Annotated in this window: 23 protein-coding genes; 4 read left to right on the top strand and 19 right to left on the bottom strand. The window is 48.9% G+C overall.

Translation table 11 applies throughout. The features are described from left to right. Positions 1–16 precede the first annotated feature (16 nt). From ispG to CUS_RS17555, 19 genes are all read right to left on the bottom strand, one after another. On the bottom strand, positions 17–1,054 hold the full coding sequence (ispG, locus tag CUS_RS17640; protein ID WP_002853288.1) for a flavodoxin-dependent (E)-4-hydroxy-3-methylbut-2-enyl-diphosphate synthase: 1,038 nt from the start codon (positions 1,052–1,054) through the stop codon (positions 17–19). 13 nt (positions 1,055–1,067) lie between these two features. After that, positions 1,068–2,003 carry an ADP-ribosylglycohydrolase family protein gene (locus CUS_RS17635; protein ID WP_002853217.1) on the bottom strand — a complete coding sequence of 312 codons (936 nt, stop codon included), beginning with the start codon at positions 2,001–2,003 and terminating at the stop codon, positions 1,068–1,070. Positions 2,004–2,005: 2 nt separating this feature from the next. Next, entirely contained in the window at positions 2,006–3,061 is a 1,056-nt protein-coding gene (locus tag CUS_RS17630; protein ID WP_002853376.1) for a M50 family metallopeptidase, read from the bottom strand. After that, entirely contained in the window at positions 3,058–4,215 is a 1,158-nt protein-coding gene (gene dxr / locus CUS_RS17625; RefSeq protein ID WP_002853485.1) for a 1-deoxy-D-xylulose-5-phosphate reductoisomerase, read from the bottom strand. Before dxr ends, CUS_RS17630 begins: the two co-directional genes overlap by 4 nt. Before the next feature lie 69 nt (positions 4,216–4,284). Continuing rightward, positions 4,285–5,169 (bottom strand): phosphatidate cytidylyltransferase, encoded by an 885-nt coding sequence (locus tag CUS_RS17620; protein WP_002853325.1) that lies wholly within the window; start codon positions 5,167–5,169, stop codon positions 4,285–4,287. Between the two features lie 3 nt (positions 5,170–5,172). Then, positions 5,173–5,901, bottom strand: coding sequence for an isoprenyl transferase (locus CUS_RS17615; protein WP_002853478.1), 729 nt, complete (start codon positions 5,899–5,901; stop codon positions 5,173–5,175). 8 nt (positions 5,902–5,909) lie between these two features. Then, a complete protein-coding gene (gene frr, locus CUS_RS17610) occupies positions 5,910–6,464 on the bottom strand; it encodes a ribosome recycling factor (protein WP_002853336.1) in 555 nt (184 codons plus the stop codon). A 21-nt stretch (positions 6,465–6,485) separates the two neighbouring features. Next, entirely contained in the window at positions 6,486–7,196 is a 711-nt protein-coding gene (gene pyrH, locus CUS_RS17605; protein ID WP_002853251.1) for a UMP kinase, read from the bottom strand. A 159-nt stretch (positions 7,197–7,355) separates the two neighbouring features. Then, positions 7,356–7,751: a secondary thiamine-phosphate synthase enzyme YjbQ gene (locus CUS_RS17600; protein WP_002853343.1), complete on the bottom strand. Its 396-nt coding sequence runs from the start codon at positions 7,749–7,751 to the stop codon at positions 7,356–7,358. 12 nt (positions 7,752–7,763) lie between these two features. Continuing rightward, a complete protein-coding gene (locus CUS_RS17595) occupies positions 7,764–8,768 on the bottom strand; it encodes an NAD(P)H-dependent glycerol-3-phosphate dehydrogenase (RefSeq protein WP_002853373.1) in 1,005 nt (334 codons plus the stop codon). A gap of 236 nt (positions 8,769–9,004) precedes the next feature. Next, on the bottom strand, positions 9,005–9,949 hold the full coding sequence (locus CUS_RS17590; protein WP_002853359.1) for a hypothetical protein: 945 nt from the start codon (positions 9,947–9,949) through the stop codon (positions 9,005–9,007). Between the two features lie 287 nt (positions 9,950–10,236). Then, positions 10,237–10,401, bottom strand: coding sequence for a hypothetical protein (locus tag CUS_RS19975; protein WP_002853409.1), 165 nt, complete (start codon positions 10,399–10,401; stop codon positions 10,237–10,239). Continuing rightward, positions 10,398–11,078, bottom strand: coding sequence for a glycerol-3-phosphate 1-O-acyltransferase PlsY (gene plsY / locus CUS_RS17585; protein ID WP_002853362.1), 681 nt, complete (start codon positions 11,076–11,078; stop codon positions 10,398–10,400). Before plsY ends, CUS_RS19975 begins: the two co-directional genes overlap by 4 nt. 10 nt (positions 11,079–11,088) lie before the next feature. Continuing rightward, on the bottom strand, positions 11,089–12,420 hold the full coding sequence (gene der, locus CUS_RS17580) for a ribosome biogenesis GTPase Der (protein WP_002853418.1): 1,332 nt from the start codon (positions 12,418–12,420) through the stop codon (positions 11,089–11,091). Between the two features lie 142 nt (positions 12,421–12,562). Then, positions 12,563–12,745, bottom strand: a complete 183-nt coding sequence (gene rpmF / locus CUS_RS17575; RefSeq protein WP_002853327.1) for a 50S ribosomal protein L32 — start codon at positions 12,743–12,745, stop codon at positions 12,563–12,565. Between the two features lie 45 nt (positions 12,746–12,790). Then, entirely contained in the window at positions 12,791–13,249 is a 459-nt protein-coding gene (locus CUS_RS17570) for a YceD family protein (protein ID WP_002853201.1), read from the bottom strand. Positions 13,250–13,408: 159 nt separating this feature from the next. Continuing rightward, positions 13,409–13,813 (bottom strand): hypothetical protein, encoded by a 405-nt coding sequence (locus CUS_RS17565; protein ID WP_002853399.1) that lies wholly within the window; start codon positions 13,811–13,813, stop codon positions 13,409–13,411. A gap of 85 nt (positions 13,814–13,898) precedes the next feature. Then, on the bottom strand, positions 13,899–15,230 hold the full coding sequence (locus CUS_RS17560) for a glucose-6-phosphate isomerase (protein WP_002853246.1): 1,332 nt from the start codon (positions 15,228–15,230) through the stop codon (positions 13,899–13,901). Between the two features lie 114 nt (positions 15,231–15,344). Then, the gene (locus tag CUS_RS17555; RefSeq protein ID WP_002853405.1) at positions 15,345–16,508 is read right to left on the bottom strand and encodes a D-alanyl-D-alanine carboxypeptidase family protein; all 1,164 of its coding nucleotides are present in this window, start codon (positions 16,506–16,508) and stop codon (positions 15,345–15,347) included. Between the two features lie 243 nt (positions 16,509–16,751). Here CUS_RS17555 and CUS_RS18895 point away from each other — a divergent pair, with 243 nt between their 5' ends. The 4 genes from CUS_RS18895 (at position 16,752) to CUS_RS17535 (ending at position 23,381) form a co-directional block, all read left to right on the top strand. Continuing rightward, positions 16,752–18,782, top strand: coding sequence for a cellulase family glycosylhydrolase (locus CUS_RS18895; protein ID WP_002853181.1), 2,031 nt, complete (start codon positions 16,752–16,754; stop codon positions 18,780–18,782). Positions 18,783–19,107: 325 nt separating this feature from the next. Then, on the top strand, positions 19,108–20,373 hold the full coding sequence (locus CUS_RS17545; protein ID WP_172634543.1) for a hypothetical protein: 1,266 nt from the start codon (positions 19,108–19,110) through the stop codon (positions 20,371–20,373). 55 nt (positions 20,374–20,428) lie between these two features. Next, on the top strand, positions 20,429–22,183 hold the full coding sequence (locus CUS_RS17540; protein WP_037277928.1) for a glycoside hydrolase: 1,755 nt from the start codon (positions 20,429–20,431) through the stop codon (positions 22,181–22,183). 280 nt (positions 22,184–22,463) lie between these two features. Further along, positions 22,464–23,381 carry a leucine-rich repeat protein gene (locus CUS_RS17535; protein ID WP_002853229.1) on the top strand — a complete coding sequence of 306 codons (918 nt, stop codon included), beginning with the start codon at positions 22,464–22,466 and terminating at the stop codon, positions 23,379–23,381. Positions 23,382–23,707 lie beyond the last annotated feature (326 nt).

The raw sequence follows: 23,707 nt of genomic DNA, 5'->3' as shown, positions 1-23,707 counted from the left end.
GACCTACCGTCCTATCCTATAGCTTGTCTATCTCGTCCATCAGCGCTTTCAGCGCCTTGTCTTCGGATACCGTATACAGCTTCTTGCCGTGTGCGAATATGACAGCCTGTCCGACACCGCCCGCAATGCCTATATCAGCCTCGCCCGACTCACCGATGCCGTTGACAACACAGCCCATGACAGCCACCTTGATATCCTTATTCACGTTTTTAGTCATTTCCTCCACCTGCTTTGCCAGACCTATCAGGTCGATGCGCGTCCTTCCGCAGGTCGGACATGAAACTATCTGCACGCCGCTCCCTCTGCCGATGGCTTTGAGTATATCTTTCGCCGCGTATATCTCTTTTTCAGGCTCATCTGTCAGCGAAACTCTTATGGTTTCACCGATGCCGTCCATCAGCAGTGAACCTATCCCCACCGCCGACTTTATTATGCCCATGCGCTCGGTACCCGCCTCTGTAACGCCCAGATGAAGCGGATAATCGCACATCTTCGACAGTTTGCGGTAAGCCTCGACCATTATATTCACATCAGATGATTTTATCGAAATGACTATCTCATTGAAGTCGCACTGTTCCAGTATCCTGACATGCCCCATCGCACTCTCGACCAGCGCATCGGCACAGGGCTTGCCGTATTTCGCCAGCAGTTCCTTTTCCAGCGAACCGCCGTTCACGCCTATCCTTATCGGTATGCCCTTTTCGGTACACTTTTTCACGACAGCTTTCACCCTGTCCATATCACCGATATTTCCGGGATTAATGCGTATCTTATCTATGCCTGCATCAGCCGCCGCAAGTGCCAGCCTGTAATCAAAATGTATGTCTGCCACCAGCGGGATGCTTATTTTCTCCTTTATCGCAGGGATAAGCGCCACAGCCTCCATATTCGGTATGGCGGCGCGGACTATCTCACAGCCCGCCTGTTCAAGCCTTACCGCCTGTTCTACCGAACCCTCGATGTCGGTAGACGGCACGTTCAGCATCGACTGGATATATATATGCTTTCCGTCAAGCGTCAAGCCGCCGACCTTAACGGGTCTGACATTTCTCATTTTAAGCTCTCCTTTATCTCAGAAGTTTTTCCAGCAGTTCATCGACCTTTTCTTTTTCGCGCAGACCGTTCAGCCATCTTTCGGGTATGCCGTCCACACCGTAGACAATTCCCGCCAAACCGCCCGCGACACAGGCAGTGGTATCGGTGTCATCACCCAGCGCCACCGCGCCTTTAACGACCTCTTCATAGCTTGTGGAGTTTCTCATAAGCATCACCGCGCCCCGCAGTGTATCCACTACAAATCCGCCGCCCCTGCCGACCCAGATATCCTTTTCATCGGGTCTTATCGAAAACTCAAATTCGTCCGCATATTTCGGCTTATCTGCATATATGCGCCTTAACTCAGCCACCGCCTCAGAGAGCGCCTTGTCAATATCAGCGCCTTCCAGCAGACTTCTCGCCATAAGCACATAAAGCCCGCAGCACACCTGATTTGTGATGTTCCCATGCGTGATAAGGCACTGTCTGTGCGCGTCTTCTACCAGCTGTTCGTCACTGCCCTCATGCCACAGTGCCAGCGGAAGCACTCTCATAAGTGCGCCGTTGCCCTTGCCGTCGGGTCTGACAAAACCGGCCTTTTCAGCCTTTACGCCGCCCCTGTAAGCATTCAGCGCCATGCTTGTCTGTATGCCCACATCAAAGACTTTTCCGCCCACAGCCCAAAGACCGTCATCATACCACGCCAGCACTCTGTCCGAAAAATCGTCAAGGTCGAACTTTCCCTTTTCCACCAGACTTTCCAGCAAGCAAAGCGCCTGTGCACCGTCATCAGACCACGTTGCGGGTGCAACGCCCGCATGCGCCCGCCTGAATCCCTCAGGCGGTGTCATTTCTATCTTGTCATACGGCGGTATATCCTCTGCATTATGGAACTCGTAAGGAACGCCCAGTGCGTCCCCCACCAGCATGCCGAAGATACCGCCTTTGATCTTGTTTTCGTTTTTCATTTCTATACCAGCTTAGTGATATCGCTTACCGTTATCACTACCATCAGCAAAAGCAGTGCTGCCATACCGATAGTGTGTACCATGCCCTCTCTCTCAGGGGGAACGGGCTTTCTGCGAACAGCCTCTATCAGCAGGAAGATAAATCTTCCGCCGTCAAGTGCGGGCAGAGGAAGCAGGTTGAACACGCCGACATTTATCGTAATGAACGATGAAAGCGACAGCACAGAATCGATAAGACCTTTCCAGTTTATCTTGCCCGTTTCCTGATCGCGTTCGCTGTCTATCACATCGCCTATCGAGTCAACTATGCCCACAGGACCGCTCATATCTTTCAGCGAATACTTGCCTGTCAGCATATCAGCCAGCGATATATAGATAAGTCTTGCATCTGTTGCGGTCTGCCTGAAAGCCTGCGTTACCACGCTTTTGGGTGTTATTTTTCCAGGTTCTACCCAGAAATCATAGTGAACGACTTCCTTGCCGTCCTCACCGACAGTCGTTGACAGCTTCACATTTTTCAGGCTGATACGCTCGCCGTTTCTCACTACCACCATGTCATAAACGCCGTCCTCATCGTTGGTGAACTTGTATGACATATCCATCGAGGTGAATATCCTCATGCCGTTGATGGCGATTATCTCATCGCCCACTTCAAGACCCGTTTCGTGACTGACAGCGCCATCTTCAAACTTTGATACTGTCGTGGTGACTATGGCATCACTTATGCCTGTCTGCACCATCAGCAGGATCAGACCAAGTATCATGTTCATGCACACGCCTGCGGCCACGATTATCATTCGCCGCCACACAGCCTTGTTGCCGAAAGCCCTGCCGTCGGAACTGTCCTTGTCTTCGCCTTCCATAGCGCAGTAGCCGCCTATCGGGAAGACCCTCAGCGCATACAGCGTTTCGCCCTTCTGCTTTTTCAGCAGTGCGGGACCCATGCCTATCGCAAATTCGTTGACCTTTACGCCATTCAGCTTAGCGGCGATAAAGTGCCCGAATTCATGGATAGTTATTATCAGACTGAAAATTACGATCGCTATGATTATACTCATTGATACTGCCCTTCTTCTATTCTTTTCGCGACATATTCCCTGGCCGCACTGTCAGCCGCAAGGATATCATCGACATTATGTATCTCTTTGTTCTCGGTATTTTCCAGAACCTCAGTCACCAGTTCACCTATCGCAAGGAAGCTGATCTTACCAGCCAGGAAAGCCGCCACAGCCTGTTCATTCGCGCCGTTGACTGCCGCTGGGAGTATCCCGCCCGCAGTCACCGCCTTAATGCAGGCGGTCAGGCACTTGAAAGTGTCGTAATCGGGCTTTGCAAAGGTCAGCCTGCCGTAGTCTGTAAGTGAAAGGTGCTTTACATCGCAGTGTACCCTGTTGGGGTAAAGCAGTGCGTACTGTATGGGTATCTTCATATCAGGCACGCCCAGCTGTGCTATCACAGAATTGTCCTCATACTCCACTGCCGAATGTATCACACTCTCGCGGTGTACGACTATCTCTATCTGTTCCGGTCTTAAGTCGAAAAGCCACATAGCTTCGATAAATTCAAGCCCCTTGTTCATAAGCGTAGCAGAGTCTATAGTTATCTTGTTGCCCATCGACCAGTTTGGGTGGTTAAGCGCCTGTTCGACTGTCACGCCGCGCAGTTCTTCGGTGGTCTTTCCGTAGAAAGGTCCGCCCGAAGCCGTAAGTATTATACCCTTGACACGGTTCATGCTGTTGCCCTGCTGTGACTGGAATATAGCCGAATGCTCACTGTCAACGAGGTATATCATAACGCCCTTTTCCTTAGCCGCATTTATGACCAGCTTACCGCCCGCCACCAGTGTTTCCTTGTTTGCAAGCGCGATGTCTGTGCCATGTTCGATGGCTGTCAGCGTGGGTACAAGCCCCACCATGCCGACCACCGAGTTCAGCATAATGTCAACACCGTCAAGCTGTGCGATAGTCTTCAGACCCTCCATGCCCGTCAGCAGATCAACACCTCTTCCGCACAGCAGTTTTTCAAGTTCACCCAGTTTATTTTCGTCATAAATGCAGGCATACTCAGCCCCGAATTCTATGACCTGCTCAGCCAGCATCTTCACATTCGAGTGCGCCGCCAGCGCCTTTACCTTAATTTTATGCTCGCGGCAGACCTCCAATGCCTGTGTGCCGATGGAACCTGTCGAGCCTAAAATAGTGATAGTTTTCATAAAAAACAACCTCTGTCAAAAACGTTCAAAAGGGGTAAGCCCGTTTGCAGACCTGCCCCTCGAAAATATTTATGCAATAAGCAATCCCTGTGACGCGAGATAGCAGATGAACGGCACAACAAGCAGTGCACTGTCGAACCTGTCCATAACACCGCCGTGACCAGGCATTATCTTGCCGTAATCCTTGATGCCTGTCTGACGCTTCACCATAGAAGCAGTCAGGTCACCGACCAGACCTATGAGCGCAGCCGCCATGCCCGCAAGGAAAACCATGATATACCGCACGCTGAACCCCTTGTTGACCACATCGAAAATAATGCTGGTCACAACAAGTATCAGACCATTGGTTATAACGCCGCCCACCAGACCTTCCAGTGTCTTGTTGGGGCTTATCTCAGGCCAGGGGTGATGTACCTCTCTGCCTGTCTTTTTGAAGAAAGTGCCCACAAAGTAAGCACCGCTGTCAGCCAGCCACGCCGCCGCCAGCGCAATGATTATCAGGTAGACCTGTGCCCTGCCCTGCGACTTTGCTTCAACACCTGCGACCAGTGAGTTATCCTGCGCCAGCCTTACCAGAGTGCTGAACGAGTAGCTTATCAGCACCGTGATGCCCGTCATGCCAAAGAAATCCTTGAAATCAAATTTCTTATGATCCCGCAGATACAGTATGCACATGAAAAGGATAAAAATACCCATATACAGCTTATAGCTGAAAAAATACAGCGTTTCGAGCCTGAACATAAAGTAAGGTATCACAGCATCGATGCCCGCAAATGTCAGGCATGCTATCATCTGGTGTTTGAATTTGTCGTATCCCACTGCCTTGAAAAGTTCCATAACAGCGATCACCGACAGTGCGCCCACCGCCAGATTCATCAGCGGCGTCGCATGAAGTGCCACGAGGACGATGGCTATCACCAGCGCCACCGCAGCGGAAATTATTCGGGTAGACATTCCTTAAACTCCTCCGAATCTTCTGTTTCTTTCGCAAAAATCCAGTATCGCCCTGTCGAAATCAGCATTCTTGAAATCAGGCCAGAGGATATTGGTATAGTAAAATTCAGCATAAGCCGCCTGCCATATCATAAAGTTTGACAGCCTCTGCTCACCGCTGGGTCTTATTACCAGATCAAGCGGAGGTATCTCTTCTGTGTAGAGATTTCTCTCTATCATCTCCTCAGTGATGTCCTTCGGGTCGAGTTCACCCCGCTTTACCTTTTCTGCCAGCGTCTTTACGCTGTGACAGATCTCATCACGCCCGCCATAGTTGATGGCAAGCACCAGCGTCATCGCATCAAAATCCTTCGAGGTTTCCTCTGTATCCAGCATCTTCTCCTGCAAAGAGGGTCTTAGCACTGACCTGTCCCCGATGAACCGTATGCGTATGTTCTCTTCGATAAAGTCCTTTACTTCGTCAAGATACTTCTCGAACAGATCCATTATCGACTCTACCTCGTCCTTTGGTCTTTTCCAGTTTTCGGTAGAGAACGCATAGTATGTGATATAATCAACGCCCACCGCCTTAGCGTGCCTTGTTATCGTGCGGAAAGTCTTTGCACCCTCGCGGTGTCCGAACTTTCTCGGCAGACCGCGTTTTTTCGCCCATCTGCCGTTTCCGTCCATGATAACGCCCACATGTGCGGGCGGTATGATATTTTCGCCTAAACAGCTTATCTTCTTAGCCATCAGTCACCTTAGATAGAGAGTATCTCTTTTTCCTTCTCAGCAACGTGAGCGTCGATCTCCTTAACGAACTTGTCAGTCAGCTTCTGGATAGCTTCCTCACCGTCTTTCTGTTCGTCCTCAGTGATCTCGTTATTCTTCTTCTTTGCCTTGATCTTCTCGATAGCGTCGCGTCTTATGGAACGTACTGCCACCTTGCAGTCCTCGCCGCCCTTTTTAACGTCCTTTACTATCTCCTTACGTCTGTCCTCAGTCAGCTGAGGGAATATCAGTCTGATAGTCTGACCGTCGTTCTGGGGATTGATGCCGATATCGGAAGCCTGTATAGCCTTCTCGATGGACTTGAGAGTGCTCTTGTCCCACGGAGTTATAACGAGTATCCTTGCCTCAGCAACGGATATAGCCGCCATCTGGTTAACAGGGGTAGGCGCACCGTAGTACTCTACCTTTACCTTGTCGAGAACAGCGGGGTTAGCCCTGCCCGCTCTTATTGCCGCAAAATCGGAAAGCATAACGTTTACCGACTTCTCCATTTTTTCCTTAGCCTTGTTTTTTATTTCATTCATGATCTGTCTTCCTTTCGTGATTTATTCAGCCGATACCAGTGTGCCCACATTTTCGCCCATGCAGGCATCATAGATGTTGTCAGGTCTTGCCAGATCGAACACCAGTACCGGGATATTATTGTCCTTGCAAAGTGCCGCCGCAGTTGAATCCATTACCTGCAAGCCTTTTTCCAGCACTTCGTTGAATGTCAGTGTGTCATACTTGACAGCATCAGAGTACTTATGGGGATCCTTGTCATAAACGCCGTCTACCATAGTAGCCTTCAGGAATATATCCGCCTCTATCTCGGCAGCCCTGAGTGCAGCAGCCGTGTCGGTGGAGAAGAATGGGTTACCTGTTCCGCATCCGAATATGCACACTCTGCCCTTTTCAAAATGGCGCATAGCCTTGTTCCTGATATAAGGTTCAGCCACCTGCGGCATCGAGATAGCAGTCTGCACTCTGACTTCCATACCGCAGTTTTCAAGACCGTCAGCCACAGCCAGTGCGTTCATGGCAGTTGCCAGCATACCGATGTGGTCAGCCCTTGTTCTGTCCATAGCGCCGCTCGAACGACCTCTCCAGAAATTGCCGCCGCCGACAACTATGCCGACCTCGACACCCGCATCAACGACTTTCTTTATGCTCTTGCCTAAAGTGTTGATTATCTCATAATCCAGACCGATCTTCTTTTCCCCCGCCAGAGCTTCGCCGCTCAGCTTGAGGAGTATACGCTTATATTTAGCACCCATAGATAACACTCCTTAAAACATATTTTTGCACCTTTGCGCATAATTACTCACAATAAAATTATACTATATTTTTTTCCTCTTGTAAAGGGGTTTAATGTAAATTCTCAGAAAAAAACTGCGGAGAACGCGATCCTCCGCAGCTGCCGCCGCAAAATTATCTCAGCCTTTTACGATCTTGACATAGAAAGTCCTCGTTCTCGGGCCGTCAAACTCAGCAAAATATATGCCCTGCCATGTACCCAGCAGAAGACTGCCGTCCTCGATGATGACAGTTTCAGATGCGCCCACACAGCTTGATCTCAGGTGTGCCGCCGAGTTGCCCTCCATATGTCTGAACTGAGGTCTGTCGGGGTAGGTCTTGTCCAGCGCGAACAACAGGTCGGTCTGCACATCGGGATCGGCATTCTCGTTTATAGTTATCGCCGCAGTGGTGTGCGGGCAGAATACCACAGCAATGCCGCTTTCCACCCCCGACTCGTTGAGAGTCTGGCGCACATAGCTGGTAATATTGTAAAGTCCCGTTTCATCTGTCTTGATATTATACTTTCTTAACATCGCGCACCCCCGTCAACTTAAAAACTGGCTTTCTGTTTCATTCTTTGATGGTCTGCTCATCAGCTTCTTTATGCTCTCGCCCACAGGCGCACCCTCGAACAGCACTTTTGCCAGTTCTTCGGTTATGGGCATCTCGATACCCATTTTCTTAGCCAGATCGTAAGCATTCTTCGTGCAGGAATATCCCTCAACAGTGCCGACCTGTCTTACTGCCTCAGCAGGGTCGGTACCCTTGCCGATAAGTATGCCCGCACGCCTGTTGCGGCTGTGCATCGAACAGCAGGTAACTATCAGGTCACCGATGCCGCTAAGTCCTGCGAAAGTATCACGTTCAGCGCCCATCGCGATGCCCAGCCTTGCTATCTCGCGGATACCTCTGGTCATAAGCGCCGCTTTGGTGTTGTCACCCAGCCCCAGACCGTCGCACACGCCTGCCGCCAGCGCGATTACATTTTTCAGCGAACCGCCTATCTCACAGCCGATGACATCATCGTTCACATACACCCTGAAAGTGTTGTTCGAGAGGGTCTGCTGAATGAAATTTGCCGCTTCCCTGTTCTCGCATGCCGTACAGACAGTTGTGGGTATGCCGCGCGCAACTTCCTCCGCATGTGAAGGTCCTGTCAGTACCGCGATTATATTGTCGGGAAAACATTCCTTTTCTACCTCAGTCATTCGTTTAAGACTGCCCGCTTCAAGACCCTTTGCGGTGTTCACGATTATAGTATCCTTGTCTATGTAAGGCGCAGCTTCCTCACAAACGCTGCGAACGAAGTTAGAGGGTATGCCCACAATGACCATATCCTTCCCCTTAGCCGCCGAAATATCGGTAGTCAGCTTGATAGTCTTGTTGATCAGCACGCCGGGCAGTTTGCTTTTCAGTTCTCCTGTACGGTTGATGGTGTCTATCTCGTCCTGAAACTTGCTCCATACCGTGACATCATGCCCCGCATTGTCGCACATTATAGCCAGCGAGAGCCCGAATCCGCCCGAGCCGAGAATAGTAATAGTTGCCATTTGTCATACCTCCCGTTTATTGATCGTTGTCAAAAAATATTATGACTATCCCTTTAGCACACCAACTAAAAATGCGGTAAACAAAAGGATAATTGAGCGCCATACGCCAAGAACCTTAAGTTCTGTATAGCCGCTGTTTTTGTGGTGTGTCAGCGGGATAACCACAAAAAATATTGATCGTTTACCAGATTATATCCCAATTAAGTGACAGTTATGTGTGCATAAGGCGAATATTATCACTTTTCCGCCGAACTGCCTTTTTTCCTTCCCATAAGATACAGCACCGCCCACAGCACGCAGAAACCTGCCCACACAGTCACCGATACGATGCCTATACTTATTTCAGAGCAGAGGTTAATATTCCACCAGAATGCCATCAGCGCCGTAGTCACCTTTGACCTGTCAGCCAGCTTTACAGCGGCAAAATGCTCTTTTTTCACAGCTTTGACAGCTATGACCTCACATGTCGCAAGAAACGCGATCAGCACAGCATGCGGCACAAGTATCAGCCACTTGCTCATGTACCTGTCTAAATTTCCAAAATACGCCAGACCTGCATAGTCGGGGTCAAAGGCATATCTTTCATCGCTCGGCATTCTTTCGCTTATTAAAAAGAAAATCAAAAGAGCGCACACCTCAATGAGCCATGCGGCGATACGGCTGAGCCTTATGCCCTTATTGGGATCGTCCTTCTTTTCGGCTTTATCCTTGTGGGTCGCATAAATAACTATCAAAGCGGTAAGCCCTATAAGAAAAGCGAAAAAAACTATCGTCATAAAAAGGGTCATAACATTTTTGTCTATGCCCTGCTGTATGATGACACCCCTCGAAGCATTTACGAACATAGCAGTGACAAACAAAAGCACAGCATCAGTTGTGAAAGTCATAACCGTCCTGAAAAGCCTGTCGCCCTTTTCATTCATTTTCAGACCCACATTTTTCCTGCTGACAAGGTAATTGACCAGTGCCGCGCCGCCTATTGCCAGCCCGCCCATCAACTGCCAGTAAAGTCCGTAGTATTTTGCCGCGATAACGTCAAAATTACCGTCAGGGCCAAAATGCACGCCTATCTCCTGCGGGTAGCTGTTCCACTTCATCAGGTAGATCACCAGTGTCACCACGATCGCGGTCGGGTTCAGCCAGAATAATATCCTGTGTATTGCTTTTAGTGTTTTGTTCATGTCGTTCTCCCTATATCTATCCCTTGATACACCCATGCGTACAAAAGCGCAGTCTTTCAGCGCCCCTGTACGCATGTCAGCTTTTATAGACTTATTTCTATCTCCCAATTTTGATGTGTATTGCTGATTATGATTATCCCTTTAGCACACAACCAAATTGGGATATTTCTATCAAAGACCGTATTTCTCACCAAGATCAAGCTATAGCAATCCAACTATTTAAATTCACAAAATCCAGTCGCAAAAGCTTGGATCTATGGATTTTGTGACTGGATTTTGTCTGAATTTTAAGGCGGATTGCTATAGTAATGCCCGAACACCTCATGCACCCCGCTTTGCGAGGCATAAGCCCATATATCTGTAAGCCGCTCAGCCGTGTCGGTAACATTCTTCATGCCGCCCGACATGGTGTCAAGGAACTCCTTTTCGGTAAGTTCGCGGGTCGAGATCATTTATCGCCCTCTTTTACAGCAGCCTTTTTCTGTCCGAATTTATTCTCAGTACCATTCATAAGGCGCTTGATGTTAGCGTGGTGCAGTGAGATTATCAGCACACAAATGCACACGCCCATCAGCGTATTTGGCACGACTGCACAGCCGCCATTGTATACAAATCTCTGCAAAATAAAGGTAAATGTCGGGTAAGCAACAGCAGCGAATATCGAGCCGACCGACACATATTTCGTTGCCGCCAGCAGTACGCCAAAGACTGCCAGCGCACAGACACATGTCAGCGGGTCGATGGCAAGCAAGGTCGTCGCCGCCAGCAGCACGCCCTTTCCGCCGTGAAAACCATAAAACACAGGGAAACAATGTCCCAGCATAACGCACAGACCTGCCACATAACCGATAAAGTGCGGGTCATCAAAGAACTCTACCCCCATGACCTTATGCACCACCACACGACAGACTACCACTGCGATAACACCTTTCGCAAGGTCGCAAAGCAGTGTCGCCAGCGCAGGACCCTTGCCGTAAACGCGGAGCACGTTCGTCAGCCCCGCGTTCTTACTGCCGTAGTCGCGTATATCCTGCTTTTTCCATAGCCTGCACACGATTATCGCTGAATTCAGGCTTCCCAGAAGATACGAAAAGAAAACTGTGAATAATATAGCCAAAACGTCTTTCATGTTTATGCTCCTACTTTACATCATCTCTGTCGCGTTCTCTTATCTTGAAAACAATAGGCGTGCCGTCCAGCGAGAATGTTTCGCGTATCTGATTTTCAAGATACCTCTGATATGAGAAGTGGAACAGTTCAGCCCTGTTCACAAAGAAAACAAATGTCGGCGGGTTTGTGGAAACCTGCGTCATGTAGTATATCTTGAGTCTTCTGCCCTTGTCGGAAGGCGGCTGAACACGCTGTGTGGCATACGCCAGCACTTCATTCAGTTTGCCTGTCGCTATGCGCACAGAGTTCTTTTCCTTGACATATCTTATCATCTCAAACAGCTTGTCCACGCGCAGACCTGTCTTTGCAGACACGAAAACGAACGGCACATAACTCATAAAGCTGAAATCATTCTCTAGCTTTTTGCGGAACTCATTCATCGTTTTACCGTCTTTTTCCAGCGCGTCCCACTTATTGACAGCCACAACGCAAGCCTTGCCCTTTTCGTGAGCGTACCCCGCAACCTTGCTGTCCTGCTCGGTAAAACCGACAGTCGCATCTATGACGATGACAGCCACATCAGCCCTGTCCACCGCCATATAAGCCCTCAGCACCGAGTATTTCTCAACCGTTTCCAGCACTTTCGACTTGCGGCGTATACCCGCAGTATCGATAAAAACGAATTTGCCGAACTCATTTTCGATATCCGTATCTGTTGCATCGCGGGTAGTTCCCGCAATATCCGATACTATCACTCTCTCCTCGCCGCATATGCGGTTTATCAGCGAAGATTTGCCCACATTCGGCTTACCGATAACAGCTACCTTTACAGCCTCATCGTCATCTTCCTCAGCAGATATCTCAGGCAGATATTTCAGCACCTCGTCAAGCATATCGCCTGTACCGTGACCGTGTACCGATGACACAGGGAAAGGCTCACCCAGACCGAGATTATAAAATTCATAAAGTTCCATCGGGGGTTCGCCCACGTTATCGACCTTATTCACGCACAGCACCACAGGTTTGCCTGATTTCATAAGCATTTGTGCGACCTCCATATCAGTCGAGGTAACACCGCTCTTGATATCTGTGACAAGTATTATCACGTTTGCCGAAGTTATAGCCAGTTCAGACTGTCTTCTCATCTGCGACAGAATGATATCATCGCTCTCAGGCTCGATACCTCCCGTGTCTACCAGCATGAATTCTCTTCCCAGCCATTCACATTTACCGTAGATACGATCTCTTGTAACGCCGGGTGTGTCCTCGACTATCGAAAGCCGCTGACCTATAAGTTTATTAAAAAGTGTTGATTTGCCCACGTTGGGTCTGCCGACAACGGCAACAACAGGCAGCACCATAATATCCTCTCCTTTCAAAATACAGACTCTTTTTATTATATCATATCGGTCAAAAAAAATCAAGCAAAAATAAAAGGCAGAGGAAACAAAGTTCCTCTGCCTGTAAAGCTCGTCTTCTAAGACTGTCAAGGCACCAAAAGGCTTAAGCGTCCTTCTTGATGACCTCAACGCCCTTGTAAAAACCACAGTTCTTGCAAACTCTGTGGGGCGAAGTCAGCTCGCCGCAGTTTGAGCATCTGCTCAGTGCAGGCGCATCGAGCTTCCATACAGCCGAACGTCTTTTATCACGTCTTGCCTTAGAAACTTTTCTCTTTGGTACTGCCATTTTGGCACCTCCTCTTCGGTAATAATAACACCTGTCCCCAGACGGTCAGTCTTTCGGACAATCGCAGTCGCCTTCATTCAGATCCTTGCCGCATTTGAAGCACAGCCCCTTGCAATCCTCCTTGCAGAGTATCTTCGTGGGAAGTGACAGCAGCATATCTGAGATTACCAGCTCATCCAGTTCGAGCACATTATCCTCACAGACAACATATTCATCATAGTCATCACGCCCGCTGTGGAGCTGTCTGACCAGAATATGCGAGAACTCGTAAGCATACTCCCGCTCAAACTCTTTAAGACATCTGTCGCAGACCTGTGACAGTCCAAACTTCACCCCGAAATCGAGCGTTACAACGCCCGCGCGGTTCTCTGCCCTGCCGCTGACTGCTATAGGTGCTGTAAAATCATACGATGAATACTCTCCGACCTGCTCAGGCGTGATCTCATAGTCAAACTCCTTGACCTCACCGACTATGTCGAAAAGCTCTTTCAGATGTATTTTCATAGTACACCTCAAACATCACAAACTCCATTATAACCCGAAATCTGCGATTTGTCAATAGTTTTTCTGAATTTTTTTGTTAATTCAAAATAAATTTTCATTTTACAGGGAAATGCCGCCCCGCCTTATGACAGGAGCAGCACACCCGAAAAATTCAAAATATTACTTGATGAAAGCTCTTACCTTTGCAGGCAGATCTTCAACATCAGCCGATATGGTGAACACGATGTTGATATCCTTAGCCAGTACAGCTATGGACTCCAGCATGCTGCCCAGTTCATCATAATCTCTGCCGCCGATCTTCAGGATACCGTCAACAAAGATCTCCTGAATGTCGTGGTTGCCTGCCAGCAGACCTGCAACAAAACCATAAAATCTCTCATAATTGCTGATAGCATAGTCCTCAGCATCCACCAGTCTTACACTGTGGGGAATATCGTAAGTGAGCTTCATGCCTCTCTCGATGCAGACAACGTTGCCCGTTGCCTTCTCGGCAGCCTTTACAATGGAGTCAACAAGTATCTTAGTCTTGCCTGTACCCTTTTTGCCCGGAATTAAATTGATCATAATAACTCTCCATTCTGCTTTAAAAGCATTTATTTTAAGCGGCATCTGCCATAAGCGGTGTCAGCCGCATAATTCCTTTTTTCTATCAGCCAAGCCTTGCTTCCAGCGCAGCCTTCTGATCCTCATAGCCCGGTTTGCCCAGCAGTGCGAACATGTTCTTCTTGTAGCTTTCAACGCCCGGCTGATTGAACGGGTTAACACCCAGCATATAGCCCGAAATAGCGCATGCCTTCTCGAAGAAGTATATCAGTTCGCCCAGGTTTTCCTCGTCTATCTTGTCCATGTCGATAACAAGGTTAGGCACGCCGCCCTCAGTGTGAGCGAGTATAGTGCCCTCGAATGCCTTGCTGTTTACAACAGACATATTCTGGTTTGACAGGAAGTTCAGACCATCTCTGTTCTCAGCATCTTCCTCAATGAAGAAGTCCTGCTTCGGGGTCTTTATGTTCACAACAGTTTCAAACATTATGTCCGAACCGTCCTGAATGAACTGACCCAGCGAGTGCAGGTCTGTGGAGAAAGTAGCAGCAGATGGGAAAATACCCTTGCCGTCCTTGCCTTCGCTCTCGCCGAACAGCTGCTTGTACCACTCGCCCATCAGTGTGAATGCGGGGTCGTAGGAAACCAGCATCTCGACCTTCTTACCCTTTCTGTAAAGGATATTTCTTGCAGCAGCGTACTTGTAGCAGTCGTTGCCGTCATCGTTCGCATACTTCTTCTGAGCGTTTCTTGCGCCCTGCATCAATGCGTCGATATCGCAGCCTGCAACAGCTATAGGCAGCAGACCAACAGCGGTCAGTACAGAAAATCTTCCGCCGACATCATCAGGCACAACGAATGTTTCGTAGCCCATTTCGTCAGACAGTTCTTTAAGAGTACCCTTAGCCTTGTCTGTAGTAGCGAATATTCTCTCCTTAGCCTCGTCCTTGCCGTACTTGTCTTCCAGCAGCTTCTTGAAAACTCTGAATGCAAGTGCAGGCTCGGTGGTAGTACCCGACTTGGAGATAACGTTTACACATATATCTCTGCCCTCACAGATGCTCAGCACCTCGTTGAGGTAGGTAGCGCTTATGTTGTTGCCGACAAAGTAGATATCAGGGGTATCCTTTTTCAGGTTGTTGTAGAATGGCGACTTCAGCAGTTCTATAGCCGCTCTCGCGCCCAGATATGAACCGCCTATACCGATAACTATCAGCACATCAGCCTTAGCCTTTATCTTCTCGGCAGCAGCCTTTATCCTTGCGAATTCTTCCTTGTCATAATCGGTAGGAAGCTCGACCCAGCCCAGAAAATCGTTGCCGGGGCCGTTCTTGGCAGCAAGGGTATTGTGGGCAGCGGTGACAGCAGGAGCGATAGCATCGAACTCATGGTCAGCGACAAAGCCCTCAAGATATTTTGTTCTCAAAGTAAGTGACATTTCAGATCAGCCTTTCTTGTAATTTACTTTTGTTTATTATACAATATTTTTCTAAACTTTGCAAGCAATTTCACTAAGACTTGTCACTTTTGTACAATCAGTACAAAACCCGCCTTAAAATTTAAGCAGATTAATCAACAACTGTTTCAAATTAAATGCAAAGCTGATCTTCTTGACATCTTTTGCCGCTACCAGTTCTGCCGAGTACATCTCCTGACCGCCCATCATGCAGGTCAGCCGCCCGCAGACCTGACCTTTCCTTACAGGTGCAGTCAGCTGTTCTTCCTTTTCAAACTTCATCTCGAACCCCGATGAAGACCCTTTTGGTATGACAGCATCGGGCAGTTCACCGAAAGTGACAGCCACTTTTTTCTGTTCACCGCCGTTGACGGGTATCTTTTTCAGCATTTCGGCAGTCGGTTCGGGGGAATACAGCGAGTAGCTTTCAAAGCACATATCAAGGAGTTTTTTTGACATATCATCGACATTTTCCCGCTTATCGCCGCCTATTATCACCACCGCGATATCCATGCCGCTGCGCTGTGCCGTTACGACCGCACACTCCCCCGCTGCCGATGTGCTGCACGCTTTCATGCCCGTGATACCCTTGTAGCTGCGCACCGGACGGTTCAGGTTCACAAGTTCAGCTTTACCGTCACGTACATATTCCAGCCACGATGTAAAATATGGTATCAACATCTCATGCTTTACAAGTTCAGATGCCAAAACAGCCGTATCTGCCGCATCTGAGAGAGTGTGTTCATCTATCCCGCAGACATCTGCATATGTGGTCGAACGCATGTCAAGCAGTTCTGCTTTTCGGTTCATCTCAGCCACAGCACTCTCAGAAGTCCCGAAGATGTGTTCTGCCAGCGCTACAGCACCATCATTCGCGTTGCTGACGGTTATGGACTTGAGAAGTTCATCGACAGTTATCTTCTCGTTCTTGTCGAGCCATATCTGCGGTGCAGGCTGTGAATTGGCATTTGCCGATGCAGTGACCACATCGTCCAAAGACAGTTCGCCGTTCTCTATCTTCTCAGCTGTCAGCAGCACCAGCATCAGTTTTGCAAGATGTGATACCTCAGCCGTTATATCGGAGTTTTTCTCCATCAGCACCTTTCCTGTGCTGCACTCGACCGCTATTATCTCATCTGCGGGCATGGAAGCAAGCAGATCCTCCACCGGAACAGTTTCCGCACATACACGATCCGGCAGCAGCCCGCACAGCACTGTCAGGCAAATAAACATTATCGTCAGCTTTTTTCGTATCTCCATAGCGTTTCCTCCTTTTTTATAATGATATGGCGGACATGCCGCTTTAATGACTGACATCTGCCATCACACATAAAAGACAGTTTCATATTTTACTCACAGCGCATAAATTTTACAAAAATAATCGACTTTACTCTCTTGCATTTAGGCAAAAAGTATGGTATAATGTAATCGTTTGGAAGGGTCGCGGCTGTGTGTCGTGGCTGACGTTTAATATTTTAACATTTTATGATAGGAGAGAGAAAAATGAAAAATGCTATCAAAAAGCTGACCGCCCTTGCTGCGGTGTGCGCTATGTCATGTCAGGCATTCAGCATGTTTTCTGTAAGTGCAGAGGGTTCTTTACAAGGCGACCTGAACGGCGATAACAAAGTAAATGTCACCGATGTTTCATTGCTTTCTGCCCACGTAAAGAACATTAAGTCTTTATCGGAAGATAAAAAATCCGCTGCCGATGTAAACGGCGACGGCAAAATAAATGTCACCGATGTTTCGCTGCTGGCAGCCCATGTCAAGGGCGTTAAACCGCTGCCCGAAAAAAATGAACCGTCCGCTGATGACTTTGGTCAGGCTGCTTTCACTAAGGCTATGGGTCTTGGCTGGAATCTCGGCAACACCTACGAGGCTGTAAAGTCCACTGGCAAGCCGCTGATAGATGTTGACGGTCAACCCGCTAAGTACGCAAACGGAGAATCTGTTTACGAAATGACACCCGACCCGACCGCATGGGGCAATATCCCCATGAATGCAGACCTTGCAAAGACCATCAAAACGCTCGGTTTCTCCTCTGTCAGAATGCCTGTGGGCTGGCTCGACAATATCGGTGAGGGACCCGATTACAAGATAAACGAAGAATGGCTCGCGCAGGTCAAGGAGTCCGTTGACTACATGGTGGCAGAAGACCTCTATGTCATCGTCAACATGCACAGTGACGGCTACCACACGATCGCAGGCGGCTGGCTGTACTGCGATGCCCCCGAAGAACAGCAGGCTGAGATAAGGGCTAAGTACGCCGCTGTTTGGACTCAGATAGCTGAGATGTTCAAAGATTATGATGAACATGTCATTTTCGAGTCGATGAATGAGGAATTCGCACGCAAGCGTGATGTCGCTTACAAGAATTTCACCACCGATGAGAGCACCGAAGCCAACTGGGGCGACCCCGACCTCGAATCCTATCAGAACATCAACAAGTTCAACCAGACCTTTGTTGACGCTGTCAGAAGCGCGGGCGGCGAGAACACCGAAAGATGGCTGCTCGTACCGGGCTGGAACACCAACATCGATTACACTGTCGGTGACTACGGTTTTGAGATACCGACCGACAAACTCTGCACTGCACCTTCAAACAGGATAGCTATATCTGTCCACTATTATGACCCATACAACTTCGCATTGAACGAAAGCACCAGATATACCCAGTGGGGCGCAGATTTCACCAACAGGGCAAAGCTGGATACCACAGGCACGCTGAGCGGTCTTAAGCGACAGATGGCAAAGCTGAAAAAGTTCACCGATGAGGGCTACCCCGTCATAATCGGTGAGTTCAGCCCCACCGATAAGACCTACGCCGATCCCGACAACACCGAGTTCAGAAGACAGTGGTGCGAGAACGTTGTCAAGTATGCCAAGCAGAACGGCGCTATTCCCGTATACTGGGATAACGGTGCTAAGGGCAAGGGCGGCTGCCGACTGTTTGACCGCAAAACAGGCAAGGTGGATTACCCCACCATCATCGAGGGAATGCTGAGAGCGATCAACGCTGAGGAGGACTATGAAGTTCCCCACGTTACACCTTATAAGGAAGAACCTGATGACCCCGATGCCCCCGCTGAAAAGATAGATGCTGTTGCTGTCCTGGGTTTTGCCGACGGCAACTGGGAACCACAGACCACTTTCACACCGGGCGAGGGCGCTGTTCAGACCGATGTGGTAAACGGTGAGAACACACTCGTCTATAATACCTTTGCGGCTGACGGCATGAAGATCGAGAGTGCGGCTGTTTTCGTGGTAGACCTCATCGACTGTGCCGACAAGCTGAAAGACCTCAAGATAACCAATGTAAAGGTATTCGTTGACGGCACCGAACTGGCAGTTGACCAGACAAAACTCCAGAAAGGCGATATCGAGGGCAAAAACAACTACCGTATCGAGATATACAACGACTACGGCAATACCAAGAGCGACCCTGCCATCGACCGCACCAAACTCACAGCCGAAAGTGAACTGAAAGTCACCTTCACTGCTGAGAGCAAATATCTGAAAGACGCTGAATAAGATGACCAAGACCCCGTCTGCCGATATGCAGATGGGGTCTTGTTACATTTTGTTACCTTATCATAAACTAATTTTTTCAACCTAATTTTTGCATCTTTCTACAGTTAACTTAATCAAATTAATTCTAATTTGTGCATAATAGATAGCAACACCGTGAATACGAGGTAAAAAATCTAACACCGAAAAGGTTTACGTTCATTTTCACGTAATAGTTTGTTTTAAAAAAGTTTGAGATTTTGTGCTATAATATCAAAGGTAGATATATAAGTGTTTATACACAGACGAGAAAGAATGAGGTTAAGATCAACATATGGAAAATGAACATGTGGCAAATAATAACATCAAGCTGGGGATAGGGCTTGCAGTGGTTCTGGTCGCTTTGTTCACCAGCGTCGTAGTAAAGTACAGTATGAAGCAGGATCCCACAATGGTCAGCCGTTCCGAAAAAAGCGGAGCGCATGCAGCTGATGCAAGGGTAGTTGACAGTTCGTCTGAAAGCGAAGCTCTGCTCGCCACCGATGATGACCTGCTGACAACTCTCGGCGGTGATGCTTCCGAAGCACCTGAGATCGACGAAAATGCGCCTGTTGTTACACAGTCCACCGAAAAGCTGGACAACCGCCGCAAGACCGAAACGACCACAGCCGCAACCACCACCGCTTCTTCCAAAGCTGATACAGCAGAAAACAAAAAGCAGAAAGCACAGGAAGCATTGGCATCTGCCGAAGCAAAGCTGAATGAAACATCTGCAAGGCTGGACGGCGCACAGGCGGCTCTCGATGAGGCAAAAGGCAACAGGGACAGGCTCCAGAGCGAGTTTGAAGCTGCAAAGGCTAAACTTGAAGAAGTAAAGCGCGGCTATGATGCAAACCAGAACGAGAACTATAAGCGCGGTCTTTACGGCTTCTATGAAAGTATCGGAAACGGCGATGGCATGAACGCTTTCAACGCATCCGAGTATTCTTCCGCTGTCGAAACAGGCAACGCAAAGGATGCCGCTTCGATAGAAAATGTCAAGCGCAGCATAGATTTTCTGAACAAGGCAAATCAGCTGAGGGCTGATGAGGGCAGATCCGAACTCAGGGTAAGCTACAGACTGATGGCACTGGCAGTGCTCAATAACGACGTGGCTTCAAACAATGGTCAGAGTGCCAATAACACAGGTCTTGAAGAAGACCTCGCATTCGGCTATGAAGACCCGTTTGACGCCTGGTACAACGAGCAGAAAGAGAACGGCGGCGATGACTTCAACAGACTTATGAAAGATGACGCTGTCGCAATGGGCTTCGCTTTCAGCAATAAGAACAATAACGTACACAATATCCTCTTCGCCACAGAAGAGCAAGGTCCCGGTGAAACGGTGAGCGTTTCAGAGTTTGCCGATAAATTCAACGAGTACTACAACAACACCATCAAGGGCAAGAGCATAACCGCTGAGGAAGAGGCTTACAAAAACGCCGAGAACGCTCTCAACGGCGCAAAGCAGACCGTCAGCGATAAGGAGAACGAACTTAAGACAGCATCTGCCGCATACGGCTCAGCAAAGACCGTTTACGACGAAAGACTTAAGGCTCTACAGGCATTCAATTAAAATACACGCTGCCTTATCGCATGATAAGGCAGTTGTTTTTTTGGAAAGGTATAAAATGATAGCAAAAAAACTGATATCCGTAATGCTGACCGCCCTGCTGCTGACCGAACAGCTTCCGCTGTCAGCAGGCGCGGCAGAACGGGAGGTCATAACCGTTTCAGCCGAAAACAGCTTCGCGGTCTGTGAGGGCTGGGGCACTGACCTCTATCGATGGGGCGAAAGGCTCGGCAGAAAAAACGATATCTGCCGTCAGGCGGCAGACCTTCTCTACGGTGATGACGGTCTGAAAATGAACATTATCCGCTATAATGTCGGCGGCGGCGATTCGCCGGAACACAACCATTTTACCGACAATGACACAGTGATACCATCATGGTGGAACGCAGATCTGCTTGATGCCGAAAAACTCAGCTACACGCTCACCGCCCGCGATACCTCGCAGATAAATGCACTGAAAAAGTCTGCCGAAGCTGCGGGAAGTTCTGCAAAGGTGGAACTATATTCATTTTCGCCGCCATATTTCATGACCGTAAGCGGCTGTACCGCAGGTGCAGTCTACTCAGGCAGCGATAATATCAGAAACGACTGCTATGACAACTACGCCACCTACCTTGCAGGTATCGCGGCAAAACTGAAAACATCGGGCGTGAATGTAAACAGTATCGCGCCCATGTACGAACCGTCATCGCTCCACTGGAAAGCAGACAGCGAGTTGCAGGAGGGCTGCCATATCTCACAGGGAAAAGCGCAGTCAAAGCTGATACTTTCACTGCGTACAGCCCTCAACAGCAAGGGACTTGGCACAGTGCAGATATCTGCCGCTGACGAAGCAGACATGTCCGCCGCAGCCGCAGGTCTTAACGCACTTGATGCAAAAGCGCGGCAAACCGTTAATAAGGTGAATATCCACAGCACAGATACCGCTTCGGCAGAACAGCTTATCTCGGCAGCAGACGAAACTCCCGTTCGCATCACCGAAGCTGACGGTCTTTACACAGCGGGTGAAAATGCCGGCGAAATGTCATCGGCACTCGGTCTTGGCAGACAGATGATAGCTGACCTCACCCGCGCAGAAGCCTCCGCATGGGTCATGTATCAGGCAGTCACCGATAGCGGCAGCAGTCTTGGACTGGTACACGAAAAGTCCGATAATTCAGGGCTGACACTGACACAGCGCTACTACGCCTACGGTCAGTTCAGCCGATATCTCCGCGCAGGACAGACATTCATCAAAGTCAACGACGACACCATAGCCGCCTACGACCTGCGCACAGGTACGCTCAACATAGTGGCGCTCAACTGCACCGCCGAAGAAAAGCCTGTGAAATTTACGTTTGATGGCTTTGATATCCTCAGTTCGGGCGAGGTAGCGGCTGTGCGCACCTCAGGCGGACTTGACAGCGGCGAACACTGGCAGATGCTTGAAAGCACTCCGAAACTCTATAAAACAGGCTTTTCAACAGAACTTGCCCCCAACTCGGTGACCACTTTCACAGTCAGCGGAGTCATGCAGAAGGTCAGCGGCATTTTTGGCGACATCAACCGCGATGGCGCGATAAATGTCACAGATGTGTCCCTTGCAGCCGCCCATGTGAAAACAGTCAAGCCGCTCTCCGCCGAAAAACAGCTGCGCGCCGATGTAAACGGCGATGGCAGTGTAAATGTAACAGATATCTCGCTGATATCCGCACAGGTAAAGGGCAAGCGCCGCCTTGAACCCGCACCTCGCTATTCTCCCGATGCTTTGCTTACCGAAGAAGAACCGACCGACGAACTGCCCACCGATGCCGAAACATCGGGCGGCGAATGACTCCATATTTGACCAAAATACCCGAAAACTCCGAAGTTTTCGGGTTTTCTTTTGTCTTTACGGCAATTGACATAAGGCGGGATATCGGTTATAATATAGCTTGTATCCGTTTTGTAATATATTTTATTCCTTTATCACATCACAAAAAACAGCGGTTTACAGAACTTAAAGTGGTTGGCGTATATCTTCCCGCCAAATATCCTGACCGCTCATAAAACAGTGTCAGAAATGGCATGTCAGCGGGATAACACATATTTGTAATATAAGTGAGGTCTTTTCAATGAAGAATAAAAAACTCGCAGCTTTCACAGCGGCTGCGGTACTCGTTTTCGGTGGATATACCGTGACACCCACAGTCAGACTTGACACCGCATTCACCGCATCGGCAGAAAACTACGGAAAATTCACATATGAAAAAGTCAGCGGCGGCGTGAAGATAACCGCCTGTGACGCAGTCTATGGCGCACTGGAGATACCCTCAAAGATAGGCGGCGCAAAAGTCGTAGCCATCGGAGATGATGCTTTCTCCATGCTTGACGGCATAACTTCCGTGACCATACCGAACGGTGTAAAGGAAATAGGCATCTGCGCATTCAGCGGATGCACAGGGCTGAAAAAAGTAGTCCTGCCCGATTCGCTGAAATATGTGCGCGAAGCTGCGTTTGCTGACTGCACATCCCTATCATCACTTACAGTACCCGATAACGGCATTGAATTTGAGAGCGAAGCATTCCTCGGCTGTACTTCACTAAAAACGGTGACTCTTCCATTCAGTGTCAGCGAGATAGGCACAGCCGCCTTCGGCTTCACCATAAGCGATGACGAAAACGCCGAGTACGTGGATATAAAGGGTTTCAAGCTGAAATGTTTCATGAACTCGCAGGCTTACATATATGCGGTCAATTCGTCTGTCCCTTATGAGATACTCGACCCCGATACACCTGACACCACATTCTCCACCCCTGTACCCGCCGATGATGACACCACCGACGGCGAAACAAACAAAAAGGGCGATGTCAACGGCGACGGCAGGATAAATGTGTCAGATATCTCGCTTGCTGCGGGACAGGTAAAAGGCATAAAGATGCTTTCAGCAGCTTGCTTAAGGCGTGCAGATGTCAACAAGGACAGCTATGTCAATGTCACCGACATATCGCTGCTTTCAGCACATGTCAAAGGCATCAGAAAAATAAAATAATATGACTATCCCTTTAGCACACCAACTGAAAACGCGGTAAACAAAAGGATAATTGAGCGCCCAATATCTTCCCCCGCCTGCGGCAGGGGAAAGATATACGCCAAGCACCTTAAATTTTGTATAGCCGCTGTTTTTGTGATGTATCAGCGGGATAACCACATAAAATAACACATCTCCCGCTCACGAATGCTGCCACATTCGGGAGTTTTTTTGCGGTCTTTACAAGGCACGAAAAAAATGTTATACTATAGCAATCCAACTATTTAAATTCACAAAATCCAGTCGCAAAAGCTCGGATATATGGATTTTGTGACTGGATTTTGTCT

Origin of the sequence: Hominimerdicola alba 8 (assembly GCF_000178155.2) — a bacterium.
Classification (GTDB): Bacteria; Bacillota; Clostridia; order Oscillospirales; family Ruminococcaceae; genus Hominimerdicola; species Hominimerdicola alba_C.
Note: the sequence above shows the minus strand (reverse complement) of the source record. Positions and strands in the feature narration are given on the sequence as shown.